The 20,820-nt window shown below is 70.8% G+C and carries 18 protein-coding genes and 1 pseudogene; 9 read left to right on the top strand and 10 right to left on the bottom strand.

Annotated features, from left to right (window positions below):
- The 3 genes and pseudogenes from ACIHCQ_RS38105 to ACIHCQ_RS38095 all read right to left on the bottom strand — a co-directional run.
- Nucleotides 1-1,364: pseudogene (locus ACIHCQ_RS38105) on the bottom strand (alpha-mannosidase); the annotation flags it as partial.
- Between the two features lie 10 nt (nt 1,365-1,374).
- Nucleotides 1,375-2,721, bottom strand: a complete 1,347-nt coding sequence (locus ACIHCQ_RS38100; RefSeq protein WP_399673036.1) for a 6-phospho-beta-glucosidase — start codon at nt 2,719-2,721, stop codon at nt 1,375-1,377.
- A gap of 37 nt (nt 2,722-2,758) precedes the next feature.
- Nucleotides 2,759-3,508 carry a DeoR/GlpR family DNA-binding transcription regulator gene (locus ACIHCQ_RS38095; RefSeq protein ID WP_399673034.1) on the bottom strand — a complete coding sequence of 250 codons (750 nt, stop codon included), beginning with the start codon at nt 3,506-3,508 and terminating at the stop codon, nt 2,759-2,761.
- 138 nt (nt 3,509-3,646) lie between these two features.
- On the opposite strand from ACIHCQ_RS38095, the gene ACIHCQ_RS38090 reads away from it, so the two are divergent.
- Entirely contained in the window at nt 3,647-4,714 is a 1,068-nt protein-coding gene (locus tag ACIHCQ_RS38090) for a PfkB family carbohydrate kinase (RefSeq protein WP_399673032.1), read from the top strand.
- On the opposite strand, the gene ACIHCQ_RS38085 is transcribed toward ACIHCQ_RS38090, so the two are convergent.
- Nucleotides 4,673-5,080 carry a type II toxin-antitoxin system VapC family toxin gene (locus ACIHCQ_RS38085; protein WP_399673030.1) on the bottom strand — a complete coding sequence of 136 codons (408 nt, stop codon included), beginning with the start codon at nt 5,078-5,080 and terminating at the stop codon, nt 4,673-4,675. The genes ACIHCQ_RS38090 and ACIHCQ_RS38085 overlap by 42 nt on opposite strands.
- Complete coding sequence (locus ACIHCQ_RS38080; RefSeq protein ID WP_399673028.1) at nt 5,077-5,349, bottom strand: hypothetical protein; 273 nt, start codon at nt 5,347-5,349, stop codon at nt 5,077-5,079. The genes ACIHCQ_RS38085 and ACIHCQ_RS38080 overlap by 4 nt, the downstream gene beginning before the upstream one ends.
- A gap of 75 nt (nt 5,350-5,424) precedes the next feature.
- Here ACIHCQ_RS38080 and ACIHCQ_RS38075 point away from each other — a divergent pair, with 75 nt between their 5' ends.
- The 6 genes from ACIHCQ_RS38075 (at nt 5,425) to ACIHCQ_RS38050 (ending at nt 12,443) form a co-directional block, all read left to right on the top strand.
- Nucleotides 5,425-6,408, top strand: coding sequence for a polysaccharide pyruvyl transferase family protein (locus ACIHCQ_RS38075; protein ID WP_399673026.1), 984 nt, complete (start codon nt 5,425-5,427; stop codon nt 6,406-6,408).
- Complete coding sequence (locus ACIHCQ_RS38070) at nt 6,389-6,598, top strand: hypothetical protein (protein WP_399673024.1); 210 nt, start codon at nt 6,389-6,391, stop codon at nt 6,596-6,598. The genes ACIHCQ_RS38075 and ACIHCQ_RS38070 overlap by 20 nt, the downstream gene beginning before the upstream one ends.
- 108 nt (nt 6,599-6,706) lie before the next feature.
- Entirely contained in the window at nt 6,707-7,105 is a 399-nt protein-coding gene (locus tag ACIHCQ_RS38065; RefSeq protein WP_399673022.1) for a molybdopterin-binding protein, read from the top strand.
- 21 nt (nt 7,106-7,126) lie between these two features.
- Nucleotides 7,127-7,900 carry a molybdate ABC transporter substrate-binding protein gene (gene modA / locus ACIHCQ_RS38060; RefSeq protein ID WP_399673020.1) on the top strand — a complete coding sequence of 258 codons (774 nt, stop codon included), beginning with the start codon at nt 7,127-7,129 and terminating at the stop codon, nt 7,898-7,900.
- A gap of 13 nt (nt 7,901-7,913) precedes the next feature.
- Complete coding sequence (locus ACIHCQ_RS38055; RefSeq protein WP_399673018.1) at nt 7,914-9,911, top strand: ABC transporter permease; 1,998 nt, start codon at nt 7,914-7,916, stop codon at nt 9,909-9,911.
- A gap of 396 nt (nt 9,912-10,307) precedes the next feature.
- The gene (locus tag ACIHCQ_RS38050) at nt 10,308-12,443 is read left to right on the top strand and encodes an RICIN domain-containing protein (RefSeq protein ID WP_399673016.1); all 2,136 of its coding nucleotides are present in this window, start codon (nt 10,308-10,310) and stop codon (nt 12,441-12,443) included.
- A gap of 29 nt (nt 12,444-12,472) precedes the next feature.
- On the opposite strand, the gene ACIHCQ_RS38045 is transcribed toward ACIHCQ_RS38050, so the two are convergent.
- The 3 genes from ACIHCQ_RS38045 to ACIHCQ_RS38035 form a co-directional block, all read right to left on the bottom strand.
- Nucleotides 12,473-13,264, bottom strand: coding sequence for a VOC family protein (locus ACIHCQ_RS38045; protein ID WP_399673014.1), 792 nt, complete (start codon nt 13,262-13,264; stop codon nt 12,473-12,475).
- A 107-nt stretch (nt 13,265-13,371) separates the two neighbouring features.
- Entirely contained in the window at nt 13,372-14,418 is a 1,047-nt protein-coding gene (locus ACIHCQ_RS38040) for a rod shape-determining protein (protein ID WP_399673012.1), read from the bottom strand.
- A 779-nt stretch (nt 14,419-15,197) separates the two neighbouring features.
- The gene (locus ACIHCQ_RS38035; RefSeq protein WP_399673010.1) at nt 15,198-15,764 is read right to left on the bottom strand and encodes a hypothetical protein; all 567 of its coding nucleotides are present in this window, start codon (nt 15,762-15,764) and stop codon (nt 15,198-15,200) included.
- A gap of 141 nt (nt 15,765-15,905) precedes the next feature.
- On the opposite strand from ACIHCQ_RS38035, the gene ACIHCQ_RS38030 reads away from it, so the two are divergent.
- Entirely contained in the window at nt 15,906-16,589 is a 684-nt protein-coding gene (locus ACIHCQ_RS38030) for a hypothetical protein (protein WP_399673008.1), read from the top strand.
- A gap of 12 nt (nt 16,590-16,601) precedes the next feature.
- Here ACIHCQ_RS38030 and ACIHCQ_RS38025 read toward each other — a convergent pair whose 3' ends face one another.
- Nucleotides 16,602-17,051: a MarR family winged helix-turn-helix transcriptional regulator gene (locus ACIHCQ_RS38025; protein ID WP_399673006.1), complete on the bottom strand. Its 450-nt coding sequence runs from the start codon at nt 17,049-17,051 to the stop codon at nt 16,602-16,604.
- 91 nt (nt 17,052-17,142) lie between these two features.
- On the opposite strand from ACIHCQ_RS38025, the gene ACIHCQ_RS38020 reads away from it, so the two are divergent.
- Entirely contained in the window at nt 17,143-18,165 is a 1,023-nt protein-coding gene (locus ACIHCQ_RS38020) for an NADP-dependent oxidoreductase (protein WP_399673004.1), read from the top strand.
- A gap of 108 nt (nt 18,166-18,273) precedes the next feature.
- Here the strand turns inward: ACIHCQ_RS38020 and ACIHCQ_RS38015 are convergent, their stop codons facing one another.
- Nucleotides 18,274-20,805, bottom strand: a complete 2,532-nt coding sequence (locus ACIHCQ_RS38015) for a M14 family zinc carboxypeptidase (RefSeq protein WP_399673002.1) — start codon at nt 20,803-20,805, stop codon at nt 18,274-18,276.
- Nucleotides 20,806-20,820 lie beyond the last annotated feature (15 nt).

The raw sequence follows: 20,820 nt of genomic DNA, 5'->3' as shown, positions 1-20,820 counted from the left end.
CGGGTGCCGCGCCCCTTGTCCTGGTAGTTGCGCACCGCGTGCGCCATCTCCTTGCCGGAGAACTCGGCGTTGTACGTGTCGACCGGCGGGAAGTGGGTGAAGATGCGGGTGCCGTCGATGCCCTCCCACCAGAAGGTGTGGTGGGGCAGCTTGTTGGTCTGGTTCCAGGACAGCTTCTGGGTGAGAAACCATTCGTTGCCCGCGAGCTTGGCCAGCTGCGGGTAGCAGGCGTTGTAGCCGAAGGAGTCCGGCAGCCACACCCCCTTGGTCTCGATGCCGAACTCGTCCAGGAAGAACCGCTTGCCGTGGACCAGCTGGCGCGCGAGCGCCTCCCCGCCCGGCAGGTTGCCGTCCGCCTCCACCCACATGCCACCGACAGGCGCCCACTGACCGTTCCTGACGGCCTCCTGGATACGGGTCCAGACGCGCGGATAGTTGTCGCGGACCCACGCGTACTGCTGCGCCTGCGAGCACGCGAAGATGAACTCCGGGTACTCCGCCGCCAGTGCCGTCACATTCGAGAAGGTGCGGGCCGTCTTCCGCTTTGTCTCGCGGATCGGCCACAGCCACGCGCTGTCGATGTGAGCGTGTCCCACGGCGGACAGGGTGTGGGCGCTGTCGTGCGCCCGCCGCTGAAGGACCCCCTTCAGCGAATCCCGTACGTCCGCGGCTGTCCCCGGGATGTCGTCCAGGTCCAGCGTGTCCATGGCGCGGTCCAGAGCGTGCGTGATCTCGTGGCGCCGCGGGTCGTGTCCGTCGAGTTCCAGCATCAGCTCGCGCAGCACTTGCAGATCGAGGGAGAGGTGCCACACCTCCTCGTCCAGTACGGCGAGATCGGCGCGGGCGAAGGTGTAGAGGGGCGCCTTGCCCGCCGTCGTCCTGTCGCCGAGCGGGGTCGGGCGGAAGCCGTGGGCCAGGATGTCCGGATTGGAGGCAGCCTCGACGAAGAAGTCGACGCGCTCGCCGCCGGTTGCGGGGTTGGCGACGGGAACGTACTGGTTCTGCGGGTTCACCGCCTTGAGCGGGCTGCCGTCCGGGGTGTGGACCAGCGCCTCGGCCTGATTGCCCGGCCAGTCGCCCACGAATCCGAGGTCGAAGACGGCCTCGACGCGCGCCCCCGCCCACTCGGCCGGGACTTCGCCCCGGACCCTGAACCAGGTGGTGCCCCACGGTGGGCCCCACGGGGTGCCCATCGCGAAAGGCTCGTACGCGGCGGACCGCGCCTCGGCGAACGGCACCGGCTCGTCCGGCACCTCCCACGCCTCGACCTGGAAGGGCACGGAAGTGGAGTGGACGGCGGGCTGAATGCGCTGTTCGAGGACGCGCTCGACGCGTTCCTCGATGCGACGGCGTTCGTCGTGCATGACGGGGCTCCTACTTCCGGTTCAGGTAGGCGAGGCCGGGGTGCTCGTTCAGATAGCCGTCCAGCAGACGGCGGGCGACGGACACGGAGTCGACGAGGGGGTGCAGGGCGAAGGCCTTGACCGCGGTGGCCCGCGACCCGCTCTCGGCCGCCGCCATGACCTCGCGCTCGACGGCCTTCACGCCGCACACGAGGCCGGTGGCATGGTCCGGCAGCGGTGCCACGGAGAAGGGGTGGGCGCCGTTGGCGTCGACAAAGCAGGGCACCTCGATGACGGCGTCCTCGTCCAGGGCGGACAGGGTGGTGCGGTTGCGGACGTTGAGGATGAGCGTGGTGCGTTCGTTCCGGGCGATGGCCCGCATCAGGGCGAGGGCGACCTTCTCGTAGCCGCCGGACTCCAGGTCGCAGGCGTCGCGCCCGCCGACGCCCGCCGCCTCCCGGTTGTGTGCCATGTAGGTGGCCTCGCGCTCGGCGAGGGTGCGGTTCCAGGTCTCCAGGGGAGGGGCGTCGGCCCGCTCCATCTCCTCGTAGAAACGCGCCTGCTGGTCGCGGAGGAAGGCGCCGCGGGTCTTCCGGGCGTGCTGATAGGCGCTGACGGCTTCCCGGTTGAAGTAGTAGTAGTGCAGATACTCGTTGGGGATCATGCCAAGCGAGCGCAGCCAGTCGGCGCCGAAGAGCTTGCCCTCCTCGAAGGAACCGAGCAGGTCGGGCTCGGCCAGCAGGCGGGGCAGCTCGTCGCGGCCGGCGATGTGCAGGCCGCGCACCCAGCCGAGATGGTTGAGGCCTACGTAGTCGATCCACGCCTTGTCCGGGTCGGCGCCCAGCGTGCGCGCGATACGGCGGCCGAGGCCCACCGGCGAGTCGCAGATGCCGATGGCGCGGTCGCCGAGGTGGCGGGACATGGCCTCGGTGACCAGGCCGGCCGGGTTGGTGAAGTTGATGACCCAGGCGTCCGGCGCGAGCCGGGCGACGCGCCGCGCGATGTCGACGGCGACGGGGACCGTGCGCAGTCCGTACGCGATGCCGCCCGCGCCGACCGTCTCCTGGCCCAGCACGCCCTGGGCCAGGGCCACGCGCTCATCGGCCGCGCGGCCTTCGAGGCCGCCGACGCGGATCGCCGAGAAGACGAAGTCGGCGCCGCGCAGTGCCTCGTCGAGGTCGGTGGTGGCAGTGACCTCCGGGGCGTCCGGCACCCCCGCGGCCTGCTCGGCCAGCACCCGGGCGACGGCCGTGAGGCGTCGGGCGTCCACATCGTGGAGGGTGACATGGGTGACGCGGCCCTCGGCGTGGTCGCCGAGCAGGGCCCCGTACACCAGCGGCACCCTAAAGCCCCCGCCGCCGAGAATCGTCAGCCGCATACCTGAACCGCCTTCGCCCGAACTGCCTGAATCAGCTTCATGCCTGAACCACCTTGACACCGGCCTCCTCGAACGTGGCGCAGGTGGCCGGGTCCGAGGAGGCGTTGGTCACGACCGCGTCGAGTTCCTCGGGCCCGCAGACCCTGGCCATGCCGGTGCCGGGAAACTTTCCGGAGTCGGCGAGGAGCACCACCTTCTCGGCGGCGGCGATCATTGCCCGCTTGACCGGCACCTCGACCACCGTGGTGTCCATGACCTGGCCGCCGGGGCGTACCCCGCTGGTGCCCATGAAGAGCCAGTCGGCGTGCAGCTGACGGAGGTTGTCCTCGGTGAGAAAGCCCACCAGGGAGCGGTATTCGCGGCGGACCATACCGCCGAGCAGGATCAGCTCGATGCCGGTGTCGTCAGCCAGTTCCTCGTACACCACGAGGTTGCTGGTGATCACGGTGAGTCTGCGGCCGTGCAGTCGGCGGGCGAGGCGGTACGCGGTGGTGCCGATGTCCAGCAGCACCGACGAGCCGTCCTCGACCATGTCCGCCGCGCATGCGGCTATGGCGTCCTTCTCCGATACGCGCATCTCGGCGACCTCGGCGAAGGGCTGGTCGCCCTCCTCCACCACCGCGCCCCCGTGGACCCGGGAGAGAAGCCCCATCTCCTCCAGCTTCACCAGGTCGCGCCGCACGGTGGCGCCGCTGACGCCCAAGTGCTCGGAGAGGTCCGCGACGGTCGCGGGGCCGCCGGATCGCAGGGCCCGCAGGATCATCTGATGTCGCCGTTCAGCCAGCATGCGCTGAACACTACTCGTCAATTTCAATCATTTCCATGAGCATCACTGCTCAACTATTGCCAAATGTGGCACGTGCGGTCACGATCCTGTGCACGCCCTTGCACACAGTTGACGAGTAGTTGACGAGAGGATGCGCTCGTGACCGAGCCACCCGCGCTTTCGGACCGGGCCCCCGGTGCCCGGCCGGACGTCCTGCTGACCGGGCTGCTCTTCTACGACCTCGTCCTCACCGGGCTCGGCAAACCGCCCGCCCCCGGCGAGGAGATCTGGACCAGGGGCATGGGCTGCGGCCCCGGCGGCATCGCCAACCTCGCGGTGGCCGCCGCCCGCTTCGGCCTGCGCACCTCGCTGGCCACGGTGTTCGGTGACGACTTCTACGGCACGTACTGCCGCGGCATCCTCGCCGGTCAGGAGGGTGTGGATCTGTCGCTGTCCCGTACGGCACCGGGCTGGAACACACCCGTCACCGTCTCCCTGGCGCAGGGCCACGACCGTTCCCTGGTCACCCACGGCCAGGAACCCCCATACGCCCAGGACGACTTGATGCACAGCGCGCCGGCCGCCCGGTCCGCGATCGTGCACATCGGCGCCGCGCCGCAGGAGTGGATCACGAAAGCCGCGGCGGCCGGGACCCGGATCTTCGCCGATGTCGGCTGGGACCCCACCCAGCAGTGGTCCACCGACATCCTGGACCAGCTCTCCCTCTGCCACGCCTTCATGCCCAACGACGGCGAGGCCATGGCCTACACGCGTACGGACACCCCGGCCGCCGCGCTCCTCCGGCTCGCCGAGCTCGTACCGGTCGCCGTCGTCACCTGCGGCCGTGACGGCGCCCTCGCCACGGACCAGACGACTGGCGAATACGCCAAGGTCCCGGCCCTCGACACCGACGTCCTGGACGCCACCGGCGCCGGCGACGTCTTCGGCGCGAGCTTCGTCGCCGCCACCCTCGGCGGCTGGCCGCTCGCCGACCGGCTGCGCTTCGCCGGACTCGCGGCGGGCCTGTCCGTGCGCCACCACGGCGGGGCGCTCGCCGCGCCCGGCTGGTACGGCGTCACCGGGGGCTCGGCACCGCCTCCTGCGGCCCCGACACTCTGCCTGCGTATCTGGTCGCGCCCGGCACCCATCGCTGGTCGTGGATCCTCGCCCCTCACTGACGAACCATCAGACTTCTTTGATTTTGATCCGGTCGCCGCACAGTCGTGACCAGTCGTCACGGTCGGAGGTCAGGACGAGCACGGGGGCGGGCGAGCGGAGTGCCATCGCGGCGACCAACGCGTCGATGGCGTACTTGTGGCCGTGGAGGCCGCCGGCGTCCTCCAGCAGTCGCACTGCTTTCATGCTGTCGGCTTGAGTGACGTCCTCGACCTGCAGCCGCGAGAGCGCCCAATGCAGGCGCGCGGTGCTGGTCTTGCCATGGACGGCTTCCACGATGGTGAGGACGGAGACCTTGGCGAGGACACGTTCGCGCCGTGCTGCTTCAATCCGGGCGATCATCCGCCGGTCGTCATGCGACAGGAGCGACAGCGCTTGTGCGTCCAGGATCATGGATCGAGCCAGCGGGTCCTTCACGCGGTGTTCTGCCCAGCCGCACTCGTATCCGGTTCACCGAACAGCTCGCGATGAGCGGTCTGGATCTCTTCCTCTGTCAGAGGCCCGTGTTCGGCCTCGTGTGCCGTGACGATCTCAGCAAGTCCGTCCATGGCCATCTGATGGCGGACCGCGTCGGTCACGTAGGCGGATACGCCGCGTTTTCCGGTGCGGGAGCGCAGTGCGTCGACGAGCTCTGATGGCATGGATACGGAGATGTTCTCCGTACCGCCGGCGCGGGAACTCTTCATGCCATCAATGTACTACAAAGTTTATTACAACTCCTTGAGGAGTGTGAATCCGGCCGTTGAGGCCACCCGTGTGACATGCGTCGCACCCTCCTGAGTGGCTGGTTCAGCTTTCGCGACGGCGAGGTGACGGCCGGGGACGAGCTGGCGCTGCGCCGCGTACAGCACGCCCTCGACGCGGCCGGACTGCCGTACGACACCGCCTGGAGCCCGGGCTTCCGGCCGGACGCCCTCCACCTGGAGGAGGTCGACCCGCGCTGGTACGAGCAGCTGGTATTCGTCTGTGGCCCCCTGCACGGCCCGCAGATCGAGGCCCTGCACCGGTGCTTCGCCCACTGCCTGCGGATCGCCGTCGGCACCAGCGTCATCGACCCCGCCGCCTCCGCCGTCACCGGCTTCCACCACGTCCTCGCCCGCGACGGAGCCGGCCACCGTGTCGCACAGGACCTGGCCGCCGCCGGGCACGCCGCCCTCCGCGGCGGACGGCGGCCACCCGTCGTCGGCGTCGTCCTGACCCACGGGCAGCGCGAGTACGGCGAACGGCGCAGGCATGACGAGGCCGCAGGCGCCGTCACCCGGTGGCTGGGCACCAAGGACTGTGCGTGCCTGCCCCTCGACACCCGCCTGGCTCCTGATGACTGGCGGCTGTGCGCCACCCCCGAACAGCTCGACGCCGCCCTGGCCCGCCTCGACCTCGTCGTCACCGACCGGCTTCATGGCATGGTGCTGGCCCTGTGCGCGGGCGTCCCGGCACTCGCCGTCGACCCGGTGGAGGGCGGTGCGAAGGTGACGGCCCAGGCGCGGGCGTGCCGGTGGCCCGCCGTCGTACCTGCCGGTGCCCTCGGCCCCGCCGAGTTCGACCGCTGGTGGGGCTGGTGCCTGGGGGAGGGGCGCGAGCGGGCCGAGGAGTGCCGCCGCCGGTTCCGGGAGGAGCCGGACGAGACCCTGACCGCGCGTCTCACGGCGCTGCTCGCGGACGCTGCGGGGGCCGCTCAGTGCGCCTCGACGATGACGATGCCTCGGCCGACGATAGGGTCCCGCCATGACGAGATGGACCCCTGAGCTGACCGGCACATCGGAGGGCACCGGCTCGGAGATTACGCGCACCGAATGCCAGCAGTGCGGTACCGAGGTGCACGGCATCGACGGCCGGTACGCCTGCTCACTGTGTGGGTGGGTCAACCACTGGAGCGAGGGGCACCGGGCCCTCCCCGAAGCGCACGAGGACCCGGACTACCCCGGCCGGGAGTAGCCGCAGGCCACCGCATACCGCCGCGACCTAGTCAGCGAGTCCGCATGTGCCAGGGGTTTTCGGCAGTCGGCTTGTAAATGCTGGTTAATAGCGCCTAACGTGTCGCATATGCAGTCCTATACGATCGGTCAGGCGGCGCGTCTGCTGGGCGTCAGCTCCGACACGGCACGGCGCTGGGCGGACGCCGGACGGGTCGCGACCCACCGTGACGAAAGCGGCCGACGCCTCATCGACGGCAGGGATCTGGCTGCCTTCTCCGTCGAGGTCGCCGCCCAGAGCGACAGCGGCGAGCAGGAGGTCCCGTACACCTCCGCCCGTAACGCCTTTCCCGGCATCGTCACCGCGGTCAAGCTCGGCGACGTCGCCGCGCAGGTCGAGATCCAGGCGGGGCCGCACCGGCTGGTCTCTCTGCTGACCCGGGAAGCCGTCGAGGAACTGGGGCTGGAGGTCGGCATGCGGGCCACCGCCCGGGTGAAGTCCACCAGCGTGCACATCGACCGCGCCTGACACCGCTCTAGGAGCTCGCTCATGCCGTACGCCTTTCATGGGCGTCGTACCGCCGTCGCCACACTGAGCGCGGCTCTCACCGTCGCGCTGGCCGGGTGCGGTTCCGGTACTGGTTCCGGGGAAGCAGGGCGCGCTGAGCTGACCGTGCTCGCCGCCTCCTCGCTCACCGATGTCTTCGGGACGGCGGGCGCCGCGTACGAGAAGTCCCACCCGGGCACCGACGTGACCTTCTCCTTCGCAGGCTCCCAGGAGCTCGCCGCGCAAGTCAGGCAGGGCGCCCCCGCCGACGCCCTGGTCACCGCCGACACAAAAACCATGGCTGGACTGAAGTCCGACACCGGCACCCCGACCGTCATCGCCAAGAACCGTCTGGTCATCGCCGCCGAGCGGGGCAACCCGGAGAAGATCGCCTCCCTTGGCCATCTCGCCGACAGCAGGCTCAAGGTCGTGCTCGCCGCGCCCGAGGTCCCGGTCGGGCGCTACAGCCGGCAGATCCTCGATGCCCAGGGCGTCGAGGTGAAGCCGGTTTCCCAGGAGCCCAACGTCCGCGCCGTCCTCAGCAAGGTCGAACTCGGTGAGGCCGACGCCGGGCTGGTCTACGCCACCGATGCCGCCGGCGCGGCCGGCAAGGTCGACGCCGTGGCGATCCCCGACGACCAGAACGCCGTCGCCTCCTACCCCGCCGCGACCCTGAAGACATCCCGGCACGCCGATGCCGCAGCCGCGTTCGTGAAGTGGCTCTCCACCCCGGAGGCGCAGAAGATCCTCCGGGACGCGGGCTTCCAGCAGCCGTAGAGGACCCCCGCCCATGAGACGCCTCCGTACCCCTCGTACCCCTCATACCGCCCGTACCGCCCGTACGCCCGTAGTGCTCGCCGTGCCCGCGCTGCTCGCCATCGCGTTCCTGCTGCTGCCCCTGATCGGCATCCTCGCCCGTACGTCCTGGAGCGAGCTGGCCACGCATCTGACCACCCCCGGCGTGACCGAAGCGCTGAAGCTGTCGCTGCTCGTCTCCTTCTGGGCGCTCGGACTCTCCCTGCTGCTCGGGGTGCCGCTGGCCTGGCTGCTGGCCCGCGTCGACTTCCCCGGCAAGGCGCTCGTGCGCTCCCTCGTACTGCTGCCGATGGTGCTGCCGCCCACCGTCGGAGGCGTGGCCCTGCTCCTCGCCTTCGGCCGCCGGGGGGTTCTCGGGCCCTGGCTGGAGAGCACCTTCGGCATCACGCTGCCCTTCCACACCTCCGGTGCCGTCGTCGCCGCCACCTTTGTCGCGATGCCGTTCCTCGTCATCAGCCTCGAAGGCGCGCTGGGCGGGCTCCGGCCGAGTTACGAGGAGACCGCGGCGTCCCTGGGAGCCTCGCCGGTACGGGTGTTCCGCACCGTCACCCTGCCCATGGTGGCTCCCGGGCTCATCGCCGGAGCCGCCCTCACCTGGGCGCGGGCCCTCGGTGAGTTCGGCGCGACGATCACCTTCGCGGGGAACCTGCCCGGTACGACGCAGACGCTGCCCCTTCAGGTGTACCTGCTCCTCCAGGATCAGCCGGAGGCCGCGACGTCCGTCTCGCTGTTGTTGCTGGCCATCGCCATGGTGGTGCTCATCGCGCTGCGGGGCCGCTGGAGCGTAGGGGCGTCCGTACGTCCGGTGGGCCGCCGGCGCCCCGAGTACGGCTCGGAGGATCGTACGGAGGATGAGGACCGCCGTACGGAGCCGCCTGAGACCGGCACCGACACCGACACTGACACCGCGATCTCCGAAGTCCCGGCCGCGCAGGCCACTTGGTCCCTCCACGCCGACGTCACCGGCTTCAACCACCTCACCCTCGACGCCGAACCCGGCACCACCATCGCCGTCGTCGGCCCCAACGGCGCGGGCAAGACCACCCTCCTGCGCGCCCTCCTCGGCCTGACCCCGCGCTCCCGTGCCGCCCTCCGCCTCGGCGACACCGACGTGACCGACCTCCCCCCGCACCGCCGCCACGTCGCCTGGGTCCCCCAGGACGGCGCCCTCTTCCCGCATCTGACGGCCCTCGCCAACACCGCGTACGGCCTGCGCGCCCACGGCGTGCCGCGCGCCGAGGCGCGCCGTGCCGCGCTCCAGTGGCTCGACCGGCTCGGCGTCGGCCACCTGGCGCACCGCAAGCCCGCCCAGGTCTCCGGCGGCCAGGCCCAGCGCGTGGCCCTCGCCCGCGCGCTCGCCGCCCGCCCCCGGCTGCTGCTCCTGGACGAGCCGCTCGCCGCTCTCGACCAGACCACGCGTGCGCAGGTACGCCACACCCTGCGCACCCACCTGGAAAGCTTCGGCGGCGTCTGCCTGATCGTCACCCACGACCCGGTCGAAGCCGTGTCGCTGGCCGACCGGGTCCTTGTACTGGACGAGGGCCGCGCCCTTCAGGACGCCCCGCCCGCCGAGGTCACCCGCCACCCCCGCTCTCCGTGGGTGGCCCGGATGCTCGGCCGCAACGCCTGGCCCGGCATCGCGACGGCCGGCGGTCTGGCGCTGCACGGCGGCGGGCGGCTCGTCGTCGCCGAGCCGCTGCCCGCGGGTACCGAGGCGCTCGCGATCATCGCCCCGGAGGCCGTCTCCGTACACCGCGAGAGGCCGGGCGGCAGCCCGCGCAACATTTGGCCCGGTACCATTCGGGAACTCACGGCCACCGGCAGCCGACTACGTGTTCTGGTCACTTCGCGACAGGCACCGGATCTGGTCGCCGAGATCACCCCGCAGGCCGCTGCCGAACTGGGGCTTGCCGAAGGGACTTCCGTATGGACCAGCGTCAAGGCGACCGAGGCAGTTGTCGTGGCACTGTGAGTCCGCGCTCCTCTCACCCACCGCGCGGTCAGAATCACTCAATTTTGAGCAAGGTTGAGCGGCAAGGGTGAGTGGTACAGGAGTGCGGGCCTTTCCTGTTATCGACCGTCGTGGACGGTCGCGTTCCGTAACTCTTGTTCCATGTAGGGGGGTTGTGTAAGGGTGAGCTTCCCCAGCCACACCATGGCGCTTTGCTCAACCGTTCGAATTGCCTGGCGCCCCACGTCACTCCGAAAACATCGAGCGTGACTGAACCAGGTATAGACCAATCTGCTGCGTCAATGTCAATGCCCGAATCAGTCGTGTCCCTTCAACCGGTGGGAGAAGTACGGCCGGTTGACCGGGATTGAGAGGCCTGCAACCCCCCACTGCAATGCCCTGGATGGAAAGACGTCTATGCAGAATCCCCATACCATGCCTCCCGTCCCGTCCTTCCCGCCCGCTCGGACGGCCTTCGGCTCCTCCGGCTCCGACGAAGGTCTCGCGACCACGCTGCGGACCAGCGGGGGGACGGACGAGGCGCACCCCGTAGCGGTGCTGCTGGCGCGGCACTGGCAGCCGGTGTTCGATTACGCTGCGATCTGCACGCCTACCACAAAGGCCGCGGCGATGCTCTCGACGGCGGCCTTCGGCAAGGTGCTGGAAAACCTCAAGAAGGTCGGGACGGCCGAGGCCATCCGTCCGCTCCTATTGCTGACCTGCCGTCAAATTGCCAAGGGCTGGGCTGCCGACCAGCGCATCACCGCGCTGCCCGAACTCCAGTACCCGGACGGCGGGCGGACCGTGCGGCCCGACATGTTCTCACTCCCGGAGAATCGGCAGTTGGTCTTCCGCGCTTTCCAGGCATTGCCGGGAGCCGCCCAATGCCTGCTGTGGCATGTGGAGGTCGAGGCGGAGGGAATATCCATACCAGCCAGTCTGTTGGCCATTGATCCGCGCCTCGCGTCGGCCCAACTTCAACAGGCACGTGAACTTCTCCGTACGGGCTGCCTGCGGGCGCATGTCGAACTCGCGCCGGACGAGGACTGCCGCCACTACAGCCGCCTGCTGGATGTGTCCCTGCGCCGCGGCGGCACCCTGATACCCGATATCCAGCGCCATCTGGCCGAGTGCCAGCACTGCCGCCACGCCGCGGAACAGCTCAACCATCTCGACGGCCGACTGCCTGTCCTGCTGGCCGAAGGGGTGCTCGGCCAGGCCGCCCGCGCGTACATCGAATCGCGGCCCGCCCGCAACCGCGCCCGAACACAGACCGGCGCCGGGCAGGGGGGCACCGGGCACGGGGGCACCGGACACGGGGGCGGCGGAGAGCCCGGGGGCGGGGGCCACGAAGGTGGTACGCGCGCTACCGGCCGCCACTCCAAGGGCGGACGCGCCCGAGCCCTGCCCCGCATGAACCTCCCGGCCCGGATGACGAACATCCAGGGCCGCCGGGTGGCGCTGGCCCGCCCCGGAGTCGTACTCACCGGGCTCGGCGTGCTGGTGACCGGCGCGCTCGTGGTGACCGCCGTCTCGGAGCTCTGGTCGGACGACGCCGACTACGCCGGACCGCCGGTCCCGAGCGGCGCCGTCACCGCGACCACCGCGCCTCCCGCGCCCGGTTCCCTTGCGCCGTCCGAAGCCTCGCCGGAGCCGTCGGCCACATCCGCCGCCCTCCCCACGGGCCCGCTGGACGCGCGAATGCGCAACGCCGACTCCGGGCTCTGCCTCGACATCCGCGACGGCAGGGCGGTGCTGGGCGCCGAGGTGATGATGGACTCCTGCGACACGTCGGTGACCCAGCAGTGGTCGTACGAGGACGACGGGCTGCTGCGCAGCTCCGCCGCCGCGGATCTGTGCCTCAACTCCCATGACCTCGACGGTATGGCCGAGCTGAACGAATGCACGCCGTCGTCGGCGGCGGACGGCGCGGACGTGCGGTACGACATGACCATCCAGGGCAATGTGATCCCGCGGTGGAACGACAAGCTGGCTCTCGTGCCCACGTCGTCGGACGTGGGGTCGGCGGTGGTGGTCAAGGTGCGCGACGGATCCGAGGCGCAGCGGTGGGCGATGGACAACGTTGCCGCTGTGAGCTCCGGGGACCGGCCGCCTGCGGCCGAGGGGACCGCCCCGAACACCAAGGAAGTCAACGCGTCGCCGCAGGCCGGCCGGGACTCGGACCCGTCGACCGGGAAGCCGGTGGGGATCGGGAACGGAGCCGGGAACGGAGCCGGGAACGGCATCGGGAACGGAGTCGGGAACGGCATCGGGCAAGGAGTCGGGAACGAGGGCACGAGCGATGTGCCGCGTCCGGCGCCGACGGTCGGGAACGGCGCGCAGGCCGTGGCCGAGGCGGAGACGGAGGCGGAGGCCGTGGCCGTGCCCGTGCCCGTGGAAGCAGAAGCGGAAGCAGGGCCGAGCGGAGAGGCCGCTGCGAGTTGGGGGCATTGGCGCGAGGAGCGCGTCATGACGAATCTCAGGTTGCGCCCGGCCTCCATGGTGACGGCGGCATTCCCGCGTGCGGAGGAGGCCCGTCCCGCTGCCCTATGACGTATGCGTGAGGTGAGGCGCGCCTCACCTCACGACTCCCATTCGGGCATCTCGCCCTTTGTCGTCTGCAGATCGATCACGGAGAAGGCCGCGCCCTGCTGGTCCATTACCGACGCGAACCTGCCGAAGGGACTGTCCATCGCGGCGGAGGTGACCTGCCCGCCCAGCTTGGTGACCGTGGCGACGGCGTCGTCGCAGTTGTCCACGGCGAAGTGCACATTGATGTACGGGGGCGTGTCGGGCGGGAAGTCGTCGGTCATCTTCATCCGGCCGGCCACTGGCTTGCCGCCGACGCTCCAGAGGTGGAAGTCGACGGCTTCGTGCTTCATCCGCTGGACCTCGAAGGGGAAGACCGTGGGGAAGAAGCGGTCCGCCTTCTCGACGTCCCGCGTGATGAGATCGGCCCACGCGTACGACCCGGGCTCGCCGATCTTCTCGAAGCCCTCGTGGCTTGCCGCCTGCCAGACGCTGAAGTGCACGCCGCTGGGGTCCTGCGCCGTGACCATGGTGCCGAACTCGCCCACGGTCATCGGATCCATGGTGAGCGCGCCGCCGTTGTCACGGATCTTCGTGGCTGTCGCGGTGGCGTCCGGCGTGGCGAAGTAGAGGTTCCAGGCGGCGGGCCCCTCGACGCCCGGCATCTGCGGGGTGAGGGCGGCCACGATCTTGCCGCCCGAGCGGGCCTGGGTGTAGTAGCCGTATTCCTCGGAGGCCTCGTCGAAGGTCCAGCCCAGCAGCTCGCCGTAGAAACTCTTGGCGGCTTCCAGGTCGGGGAACATCGCGTCGGCCCAGCAAGGGGTGCCTTCGGGTTGCGCGGCCATGGTTGCGAGCCTCCTGCCCGGGGTCAGGTGTCTGTCTCTTCACGCTATTCGCGGGTGGGCCCTGGCGCGCGTCGAGTCATGGTCGCGGTTCACGCGGTTCAGTCGGTTCAGTCGGCGTCTTCGGCGAGCGGGTCGAGGACCATCGGCTGGATCCGGCCCTCCAGCATCGCGCCGAGCCCGAGTACGGCGCAGATGTCCGGCCGTTCGGCGATGTGCACCGGCATCCCGGTGGCGTCGCGCAGCATCTGGTCCAGGCCCGGGAGCAGCGCGCTGCCGCCGACCATCATGATCCCGCGGTCGGCGAGATCGGCGACCAGATCCGGCGGGCAGTCCCGCAGCACCTTGCCGATGCCGTCGAGCACGGAGGTGAGCGGGGTGTGGATCGCGTCCCGTACGGCGGCGGTGTCCACGAACACCGAACGGGCGAGCCCGGTGGCCACGTCCCGGCCGTGGATCTCCGTCGAGGCGGGCCCCTGCGGGGTGAGTCCGTTGCCGTGCAGGGCCAGCTGCAAGGGGCGTACGGACTGGCTGGGCAGCATCAGCTCGTGCTGGTGGCGCAGATGCTGGATGACCGCGTAGTCGATGGCGTTGCCGCCGACGGGGATCCGCTCGGCGGTGACGATGGCGCCGAGCGAGAGCACGGCGACCTGGGTGGTCGCCGCGCCGCACACCATGATCATGGTCGCGGTGGGCTGCTCGACAGGCAGCCCGCAGCCGACGGCCGCGGCGATGAGGGTGTCGACCAGCTCGACCCGCCGGGCGCCGAGCCCGACGAGCGTCTCGACGGTAGCGCGCTGGGCGAGCGGATCGGCTTCGTGCGGGGTACTGGCGGCGGCGCGCAGCCGGGGCTTGCGGCGGAGCTGACGGCGGAGCTTCTCGCCGAGGAGGTGACGGAGCATCCGCTGGGCCATCTCGATGTCCACGACGGTGCCGCCGGAGACGGGGCGGGCGACGCGGATGTAGTCGGGCGTACGGCCCGTCATCCTCTCGGCGAGCGAGCCGACGGCGATGAGTGCGCCGGTACGGGTGTTCACGGCGGCGACGCTGGGCTCGTCGACGACGAGCCCAGCGCCTTTGACGAACACGCGGGTCCTGGCGGCGCCCAGGTCGACGGCGACATGGCAACGGCGCAACTGCTCAAGGCTGACGGTCACAGCGGATCCTCCCGAGTGCGGTATGTATTTCGCATAATCTGATCGGAGCGGGCGCGGCGCGCGCTGGGTGAGCCGGTCGGGGGTACGGAACCCCACCGCGTCGGCCCGAGTGCCCCGGAGGCGGTACGCCTACCCTGCGGGTCGCGGACTGCGGGCCTCTGGGTGCGGGCCCTCGGGGTGCGGGTCTCCGGTGTGGGGGCCCGCGCCCGGCGTACGGGTTGCCCGCAATGCGGGCCGGCGGCTCTGGCGGTTCACCGGGGAAACCCACCACCGGGAGCAACCACCAACGCCCCCGGCCCACGTCCACCCGATGCCGCTCACTTCCGCGTCGGGGCTCGTGTCCTGGACTGCCCCACCGCGCTTCGCGCGAGCTGCGCCGCTTTACGTCCAGATCACGACGTCTGCGGGTCCCCCGCGCACCTGCGGCCCCGGCCCTCCGGGGCCTGGCGCGCACGGCAAGCGAGGCGCAGGCCGCACGCGTACCAGCTCCGCGGCGAAGCCGCTGGGGCGTCAGTCCTCAGCGGCCGCCTTCCCGGGCGTGAAGCTGCCCGGCAGGTGCGGGGCCTCGCCCGGGTTCTGGGCGGCGCGAGGCTGCCGCGCAGGGCGGGGCCCGGCGCTGTGGCGGGGGCAGTCGGCTCGGGGCGGCGCCGCCCGGAACCCGCGGTGCCGGAGCGCGGGGGTGTGGGGGCGGCAGCCCCCACCAAACCTCCCCCGTCAGGGGGTCCGGGGGCGCAGCTCCCGGTTACGGGAAGGGGCGGGGTGGGGGAAGCACCCCCGCATCAACCCACCGTCACCCGCTGGAGCAGGCCCCACGTGAACTCCCCCACGCACCCCACCCCTCCCCCCACCACAAACCCCAGCCGCCATCTCGTCGGTGCCGACCCCTCCATCGGTCGCGCCGGAGCGAACGCCCTCGCCACCTCGTCCACCGTGCACGACCACGGCCTCAGGTCCTCCACCGTGCGCAGCTCCGGCCCCGCCACCCCCGGGGCGCGGACCAGCCATTCGTTCCAGACCGCCCCGCCCCCCGCCGCGGCCAGCACCTCGAACCGCAGGTCCGGCCAGAGCGGCACGCGCCACAGCAGCGCCTCGCACTCCAGGTCGCCGATCCGGCGGCGTACGGACTGTTCCGGCGGGCCCAGCACCGAGAGGTAGCGGGCGAGCGTGCCGCGCGTGCTCCGGGAGCGGGTCATCGCCTGCCAGCGGCGGTTCGCCTCCCGCATCCGGGCCGTCGACGCGCCCAGTTCGTTGCGGGCGTCCTCGACCAGCTCCGGCTGGTGGTCGGCCATCCGGCGCAGCAGGACGAGTTGGAAGTCGAGCGGCCCGAATGGCTCGGCAGCGGTCATGTCCGACATCCTGCCCGACAGCCGCGGCACGCGGCACCGTCAACCCCGGCGAGCCGACCCACCGCGAAGGTGAAGGTTCCACACAAGATCCTCACAGGCTCACCAACTGCTCGTTCACCTCGCCGAATAGCCTGCGGCGAAATGGATTACTGCCAGCCATGTCGGCGGCATCTCAACGGAGCCCTGGCCTGCGCCGGGTGCGGCACGCCCGTCGAGGAACTCCGGCATCACACCCCCCACGCACCCGCGGCGGAGCCCCTCCTCCCTCAGGACGAGGTGCCCGATCCCTCGGGTCATCGCCGTACGCACAGACAGAGCGCTCCGCGCCCCAAGCCATCGGGCTCACGCCGGGCGCACAAGCGGCGCGGCCGCAAGGTGGTGCTCGGCGTGCTCGGCGGCCTGGTGATCGCGGCCGGGGCGCTGAGCCTGGCCGAGCTGGCCATCGAGGATCCGGGCGACGACGGCGCCGCCACCTCCGTGAAGGAGCAGTCGGGCACCGAGACCGAGCCCGCCCCGGAGCCCACGGACGACGATGAGAAGCCCGACGGCCCCGCCCCGGTGACGGAGTCTGCCGTCCCGGCGCCCGTTTCCGTACGCCCCACCGGTACGGCGTCCGGTACCGGCACCGCCGGCACGAGTCCCAGCGCGACCGAGCCCGCCGACAGGCCGTCCTCCTTGCCGTCCTCCTCGGACCGGCCCTCCGGCAGCGCGAAGCCGTCGTTGTCGCCCGGGGGGCCGACCCCCGCCGGTCCCAGCGAGTCGGCGCCTCCCGCGGAGCCGGCGCCGAGCGAGACCTGCGACCGCTTCCTCTGGTTCTGCGTCTAGCGGGGTGTTGGCTCAGCGGGGTGTCGGCTCAACGCCCAGCATCCGCTTGAGCAGGTCCCGCAGCACCGCCCGCTCCTCCGCCGGAAGCTGCGCCAGCGGCTCCCGTGCGAAGTCCAGTGACTCCCGCAAGCGCGATACCGTGCTCCGGCCCTCCTCCGTGGTGGCGGCGAGTTTGACCCGGCGGTCGTTCGGATCGGGGCGCCGTTCCACCAGCCCCCGGGCCTCAAGACGGTCGATGATGCCGGTCACATTCGACGGCTCGCACTTCAGGCTCCGCGCGATACGGCGCATGGGCAGCGGCTCCAGGGACAGCAGACTCAGGACCCGCGCCTGCGCCCCGGTGAGCGCGTGCTTCGCCGCCGCCTCCTCGTACTCCGCGTAGTAGCGGGCCACGACAGCGCCAATGAGCTCGACGACTTCGAGGGTCAGCGGGTCTGGGCGCGTAGAGCGCGTGGTGGCCATGAACACCAGGATACCGACTTACTTGACAACATGAAATATCCAGAGGCATGGTTGTTTCAGGTAGTGAAGCTTTTCCTAGGAGGAACGCAGAATGTCCACACTCCCCACATCCAGCCGTGAATGGCACCTCGTCGCCCGCCCGCACGGCTGGCCCAAGGCGGAGGACTTCGCTCTGCGTGAGGTGCCCGTGGCCGAACCGGGCGAGGGACACGTCCTCGTGCGCAATCTGCACTTCTCCGTGGACCCCTATATGCGCGGCCGGATGAACGACGTGAAGTCCTACGTCGCGCCCTACCAGCTCGACCGTCCCATGGACGGCGGCGCGGTCGGCGAGGTCATCGCCTCCAACGCCGAGGGCTTCGCGGTCGGCGACCACGTCCTGCACGGCCTCGGCTGGCGCGAGTACGCCCAGGTGCCGGCCCGGCACGCCACCAAGGTCGACTCCTCGCTCGCCCCGCTCTCCGCCTACCTCGGCGTCCTCGGCATGACCGGCCTCACCGCCTACGCCGGGCTCTTCGAGGTCGCCTCCTTCAAGGAGGGCGACACCGTCTTCGTCTCCGGCGCGGCAGGCGCCGTCGGCAGCCAGGTCGGCCAGCTGGCCAGGCTCAAGGGCGCCTCGCGCGTCATCGGCTCGGCGGGCTCGGACGACAAGGTCAAGCTCCTGGTCGAGAAGTACGGCTTCGACGCGGCCTTCAACTACAAGGAGCCCCGCCCCGTCGCGGAGCAGCTGAAGGAGGCCGCCCCCGACGGCATCGACGTCTACTTCGACAACGTCGGCGGCGAACACCTGGAGGCCGCGATCTCCTCGCTCAAGCTGCACGGCCGGGTAACCGTCTGCGGCATGATCGCCCAGTACAACAACACCGAGCCGGCCCCGGGACCGCGCAACCTCGCGCTCTTCATCGGCAAGCGGCTGCGTATGCAGGGCATGCTCGTGAACGACCACGTCGCGCTCCAGCCGCAGTTCGTCCAGGAGGTCTCCGCCTGGATCCGCTCCGGCGAGCTCAAGTACGACGAGACCGTCGTCGAGGGCATCGAGAACGGCTACGACGCCTTCGTCGGCCTCCTCCGCGGTGAGAACACCGGCAAGATGATCGTTTCGCTGACTCGTTAGACGAACAGCGAACAGCCAACAGCCAACAGCGAGCAGCGAGCAGCGAGCAGCGAGCAAGACCGAGGGCCGCATCCCCACCCGGGACGCGGCCCTCGCCCCGTCACGGCCTCACAGCAGCAGTGCCCGCCCGACCTGCGCGAAGACCCCCTTCGGGTGGTCCCGGAACAGCGGCTCCGTGCCGAACAGCACCACCGTCGCGCCGCTCGCCGCCGTACCGCTGACGACAGCCGCCTTGCCCGCGGCGTCCGCCGGGCCGCCCGTGCCGTCCTCCGACGCCCGCCAGTGCCCCGCGACAAGCGGGTTCCCGGAGCCGTACGACTGGTCGGCGCGCACCCCCGGGCCGAGGTCGGTGAACCACATCGGCGAGTACACGAAGGTGTGCGCCGGAGCGCCGCCGGTGACCGGGCCGGCAGGGGCGTTGTCCACCCGGACCACGCCGTTCGCGTCCCCGTTGCCCTCCACCGGCTTCACCGCGAGCAGCCCCGCCTCCGCGTTGAAGGCCGCGCCCCGCGAGCCGAGGCCGATGACCGTGCCTTGGGTGAGGAAGGTGTCCAGCGCGCCGCGTGCGGCCGGGTTCAGCGTCCCGTACGTCAGGCCGCCCGACACATACAGCACATCCGCCGTCGACCAGTCGTAGCCCGCGTTGAGTACGGCGTTGGAGACCGGCTGGACCTCGAAGCCCATCTCGCGCAGCGCGAACAGCTCACCGGCGGTCACGGCCGCGGCGACCCGGACGCGGGACAGCGTGGCCGTGCCCTTCTCCTTCGTGGCGGAGAAAGCGACCCCGAAGCGGTCGGCCAGTACGGACGCCGCGCGGCGCGCCGAACCCGGCACGATCGCCGAGCCGTCCGCCGCGCGCCGCGCCTGCACGCCCTGCGCAAGCAGGGAGTTCAGAGCGGCGAGCTCCTTCGGGTCGTCCAGCCGCAGCCGCAGGTCCCCGAACGGGGCGACGTACCCGGTCGGCGAGGCGGCGTGGACCGGGCGCCCCACCACACGCAGGTCACCGCTCGTGACCCTGTCCACGTTCGCGCCCCACAGCAGCCCCAGGCTCCAGCCCGAGATGTCATACATCGTGGAGACGTCCGCGCTGATGTCCCGGCCCGCGTCCAGCATCACATTGGCCATCCCGCGCTTGGGCTGGCGCATGTCCACGACATACGACCCCGCCGGGTAGCGGCGCCCCGCCAGCGTGAAGGGCAGAACCGCCCGCTCCACCCGGACATCGCCGGCGACCAGTTGGTCCACCAGGCGGGCAGCCGCGGTCGCCGAACGCTGACCGGCGCCCGCAGGGATGACGTACGCGCGGGGGAAGGTCGTCGTGTACACGTCCTCCGGCCCGATGCCGGGCACGCCCGGCACGGTCTCCTCCGAAACCGGCCGCTGCGCCTCACCCGCCGCGCCCCGCCGGAACGTCTCGATCTGGTCGGCGATCACCGAGCCGCGGTGCGTGTGCGTGTAGTCGAGCGTCGCGCGCATCGCCGCGCCCGCGATGTCCGTGTTGATGGCGGCCCTGCGGCGCAGCTCCGTGACCGGGAGGCTGTCGTACTCCTCGTTGTTGACCGTCATCGGGAACTCGATGGTGTGCGCGGCGACAGCGCCCTGGAAGGGCATGTACTGCGGGGTGAAGATCGGCGGCCAGTCGTCCCAGCCCTCCGCCTCGTCCCTGAAGGGGATGATGGCGGGCTGCACGCCGTCCTTCTCCGGGGTGTAACCGAGGCCGTTCACCGCCTTCTCCATGCCGAGCGCGTTGGCGTACGCGTTCTTGAGGAACAGGTCGTACTCGTAGTTCTCGCCGTGCGGCGGTGTCGTCGGCTCGATGAGCGTGCCGTTGACGTACCCGTGCAGATCCAGCATGACGGCGGGCTGCTTGTCGATGGCGATCCGCTGCATGACGCGGACCTCCGGCTGGGAGCCGGTGATGAAGTCCCGGTTGAGGTCGAAGCCGTTGGCATTGGCGCGGGTCCCGGCGATCCGGCCGTCGGGGTTGGCGGTCACATTGAGATAGACGCGGTTCTGGGCGAGGAGCTTGCCGGTCGAGGCGTCCTTGGCCTTCGCCAGCTCCTCGATGAGCTTGAGGGCGGCGTCCGTGCCCTCCCACTCATTGCCGTGGATGTTGTTGTTGATGAAGACGGGCGTCTTGTACGAGGACTTGATGCGCTTGTCCTTGGCGGCGGCGGAGGGGGAGTTCTCGATCAGCTCCCGCATCCGCTCCTGGTCGCGTGCCTGCTGCGAGCTCTCGGGCGCGGTGACGGTGACGAGATACAGCTCGTGCCCGCCGGCGGACCGCCCGGCGACCTCGACGCTGACCCGGTCGCCGAGCTGCTGCAGGGCGTTGAGCCGCGGGGCGAGGGAGTGGTACGGCGCGAGGCCCAGCTTGATCGACTTGTCGGCCGGGTTCTCGGGCGGCGCGTCGAGGACGGTACGGCGCGGATAGCCGTTGCCCTTGTCCAGTTGGAGGGCGGGGGCGGCGGTGCGCAGCGCGTTGGTCGCGACGGCGGTGTCGCGTCCGCCTCCTTCGCGTACGGGGTGGGGCTGGGGCCTGTCGCGACCAGGAGCGGCGGTCGCGGTGACGGGCGCGAGCAGCGCCGTGGCGGCGAGGACCACGGTGGCGATCAGGACGGGTTTGGGAGGTATGCCCATGCGTACGTGACTCCG

Origin of the sequence: Streptomyces sp. NPDC052236, from assembly GCF_044548015.1 — a bacterium.
Lineage (GTDB): Bacteria > Actinomycetota > Actinomycetes > Streptomycetales > Streptomycetaceae > Streptomyces.
The sequence above is the reverse complement of the archived record's forward strand: the minus strand, read 5'-3'. Positions and strand labels throughout refer to the sequence as shown.

Bases quoted from the DNA above. Each gene is read 5' to 3' on its own strand.
- ACIHCQ_RS38035 (WP_399673010.1), bottom strand. From the start codon at position 15,764: ATGACCGCTGCCGAGCCATTCGGGCCGCTCGACTTCCAACTCGTCCTG.
- ACIHCQ_RS38020 (WP_399673004.1), top strand. From the start codon at position 17,143: ATGTCCACACTCCCCACATCCAGCCGTGAATGGCACCTCGTCGCCCGC.
- ACIHCQ_RS38065 (WP_399673022.1), top strand. From the start codon at position 6,707: ATGCAGTCCTATACGATCGGTCAGGCGGCGCGTCTGCTGGGCGTCAGC.
- ACIHCQ_RS38070 (WP_399673024.1), top strand. From the start codon at position 6,389: ATGACGAGATGGACCCCTGAGCTGACCGGCACATCGGAGGGCACCGGC.
- ACIHCQ_RS38015 (WP_399673002.1), bottom strand. From the start codon at position 20,805: ATGGGCATACCTCCCAAACCCGTCCTGATCGCCACCGTGGTCCTCGCC.
- ACIHCQ_RS38045 (WP_399673014.1), bottom strand. From the start codon at position 13,264: ATGGCCGCGCAACCCGAAGGCACCCCTTGCTGGGCCGACGCGATGTTC.
- ACIHCQ_RS38075 (WP_399673026.1), top strand. From the start codon at position 5,425: ATGCGTCGCACCCTCCTGAGTGGCTGGTTCAGCTTTCGCGACGGCGAG.
- ACIHCQ_RS38095 (WP_399673034.1), bottom strand. From the start codon at position 3,508: ATGCTGGCTGAACGGCGACATCAGATGATCCTGCGGGCCCTGCGATCC.
- ACIHCQ_RS38025 (WP_399673006.1), bottom strand. From the start codon at position 17,051: ATGGCCACCACGCGCTCTACGCGCCCAGACCCGCTGACCCTCGAAGTC.
- ACIHCQ_RS38055 (WP_399673018.1), top strand. From the start codon at position 7,914: ATGAGACGCCTCCGTACCCCTCGTACCCCTCATACCGCCCGTACCGCC.
- ACIHCQ_RS38050 (WP_399673016.1), top strand. From the start codon at position 10,308: ATGCAGAATCCCCATACCATGCCTCCCGTCCCGTCCTTCCCGCCCGCT.
- modA (WP_399673020.1), top strand. From the start codon at position 7,127: ATGCCGTACGCCTTTCATGGGCGTCGTACCGCCGTCGCCACACTGAGC.
- ACIHCQ_RS38030 (WP_399673008.1), top strand. From the start codon at position 15,906: ATGGATTACTGCCAGCCATGTCGGCGGCATCTCAACGGAGCCCTGGCC.
- ACIHCQ_RS38100 (WP_399673036.1), bottom strand. From the start codon at position 2,721: ATGCGGCTGACGATTCTCGGCGGCGGGGGCTTTAGGGTGCCGCTGGTG.
- ACIHCQ_RS38080 (WP_399673028.1), bottom strand. From the start codon at position 5,349: ATGAAGAGTTCCCGCGCCGGCGGTACGGAGAACATCTCCGTATCCATG.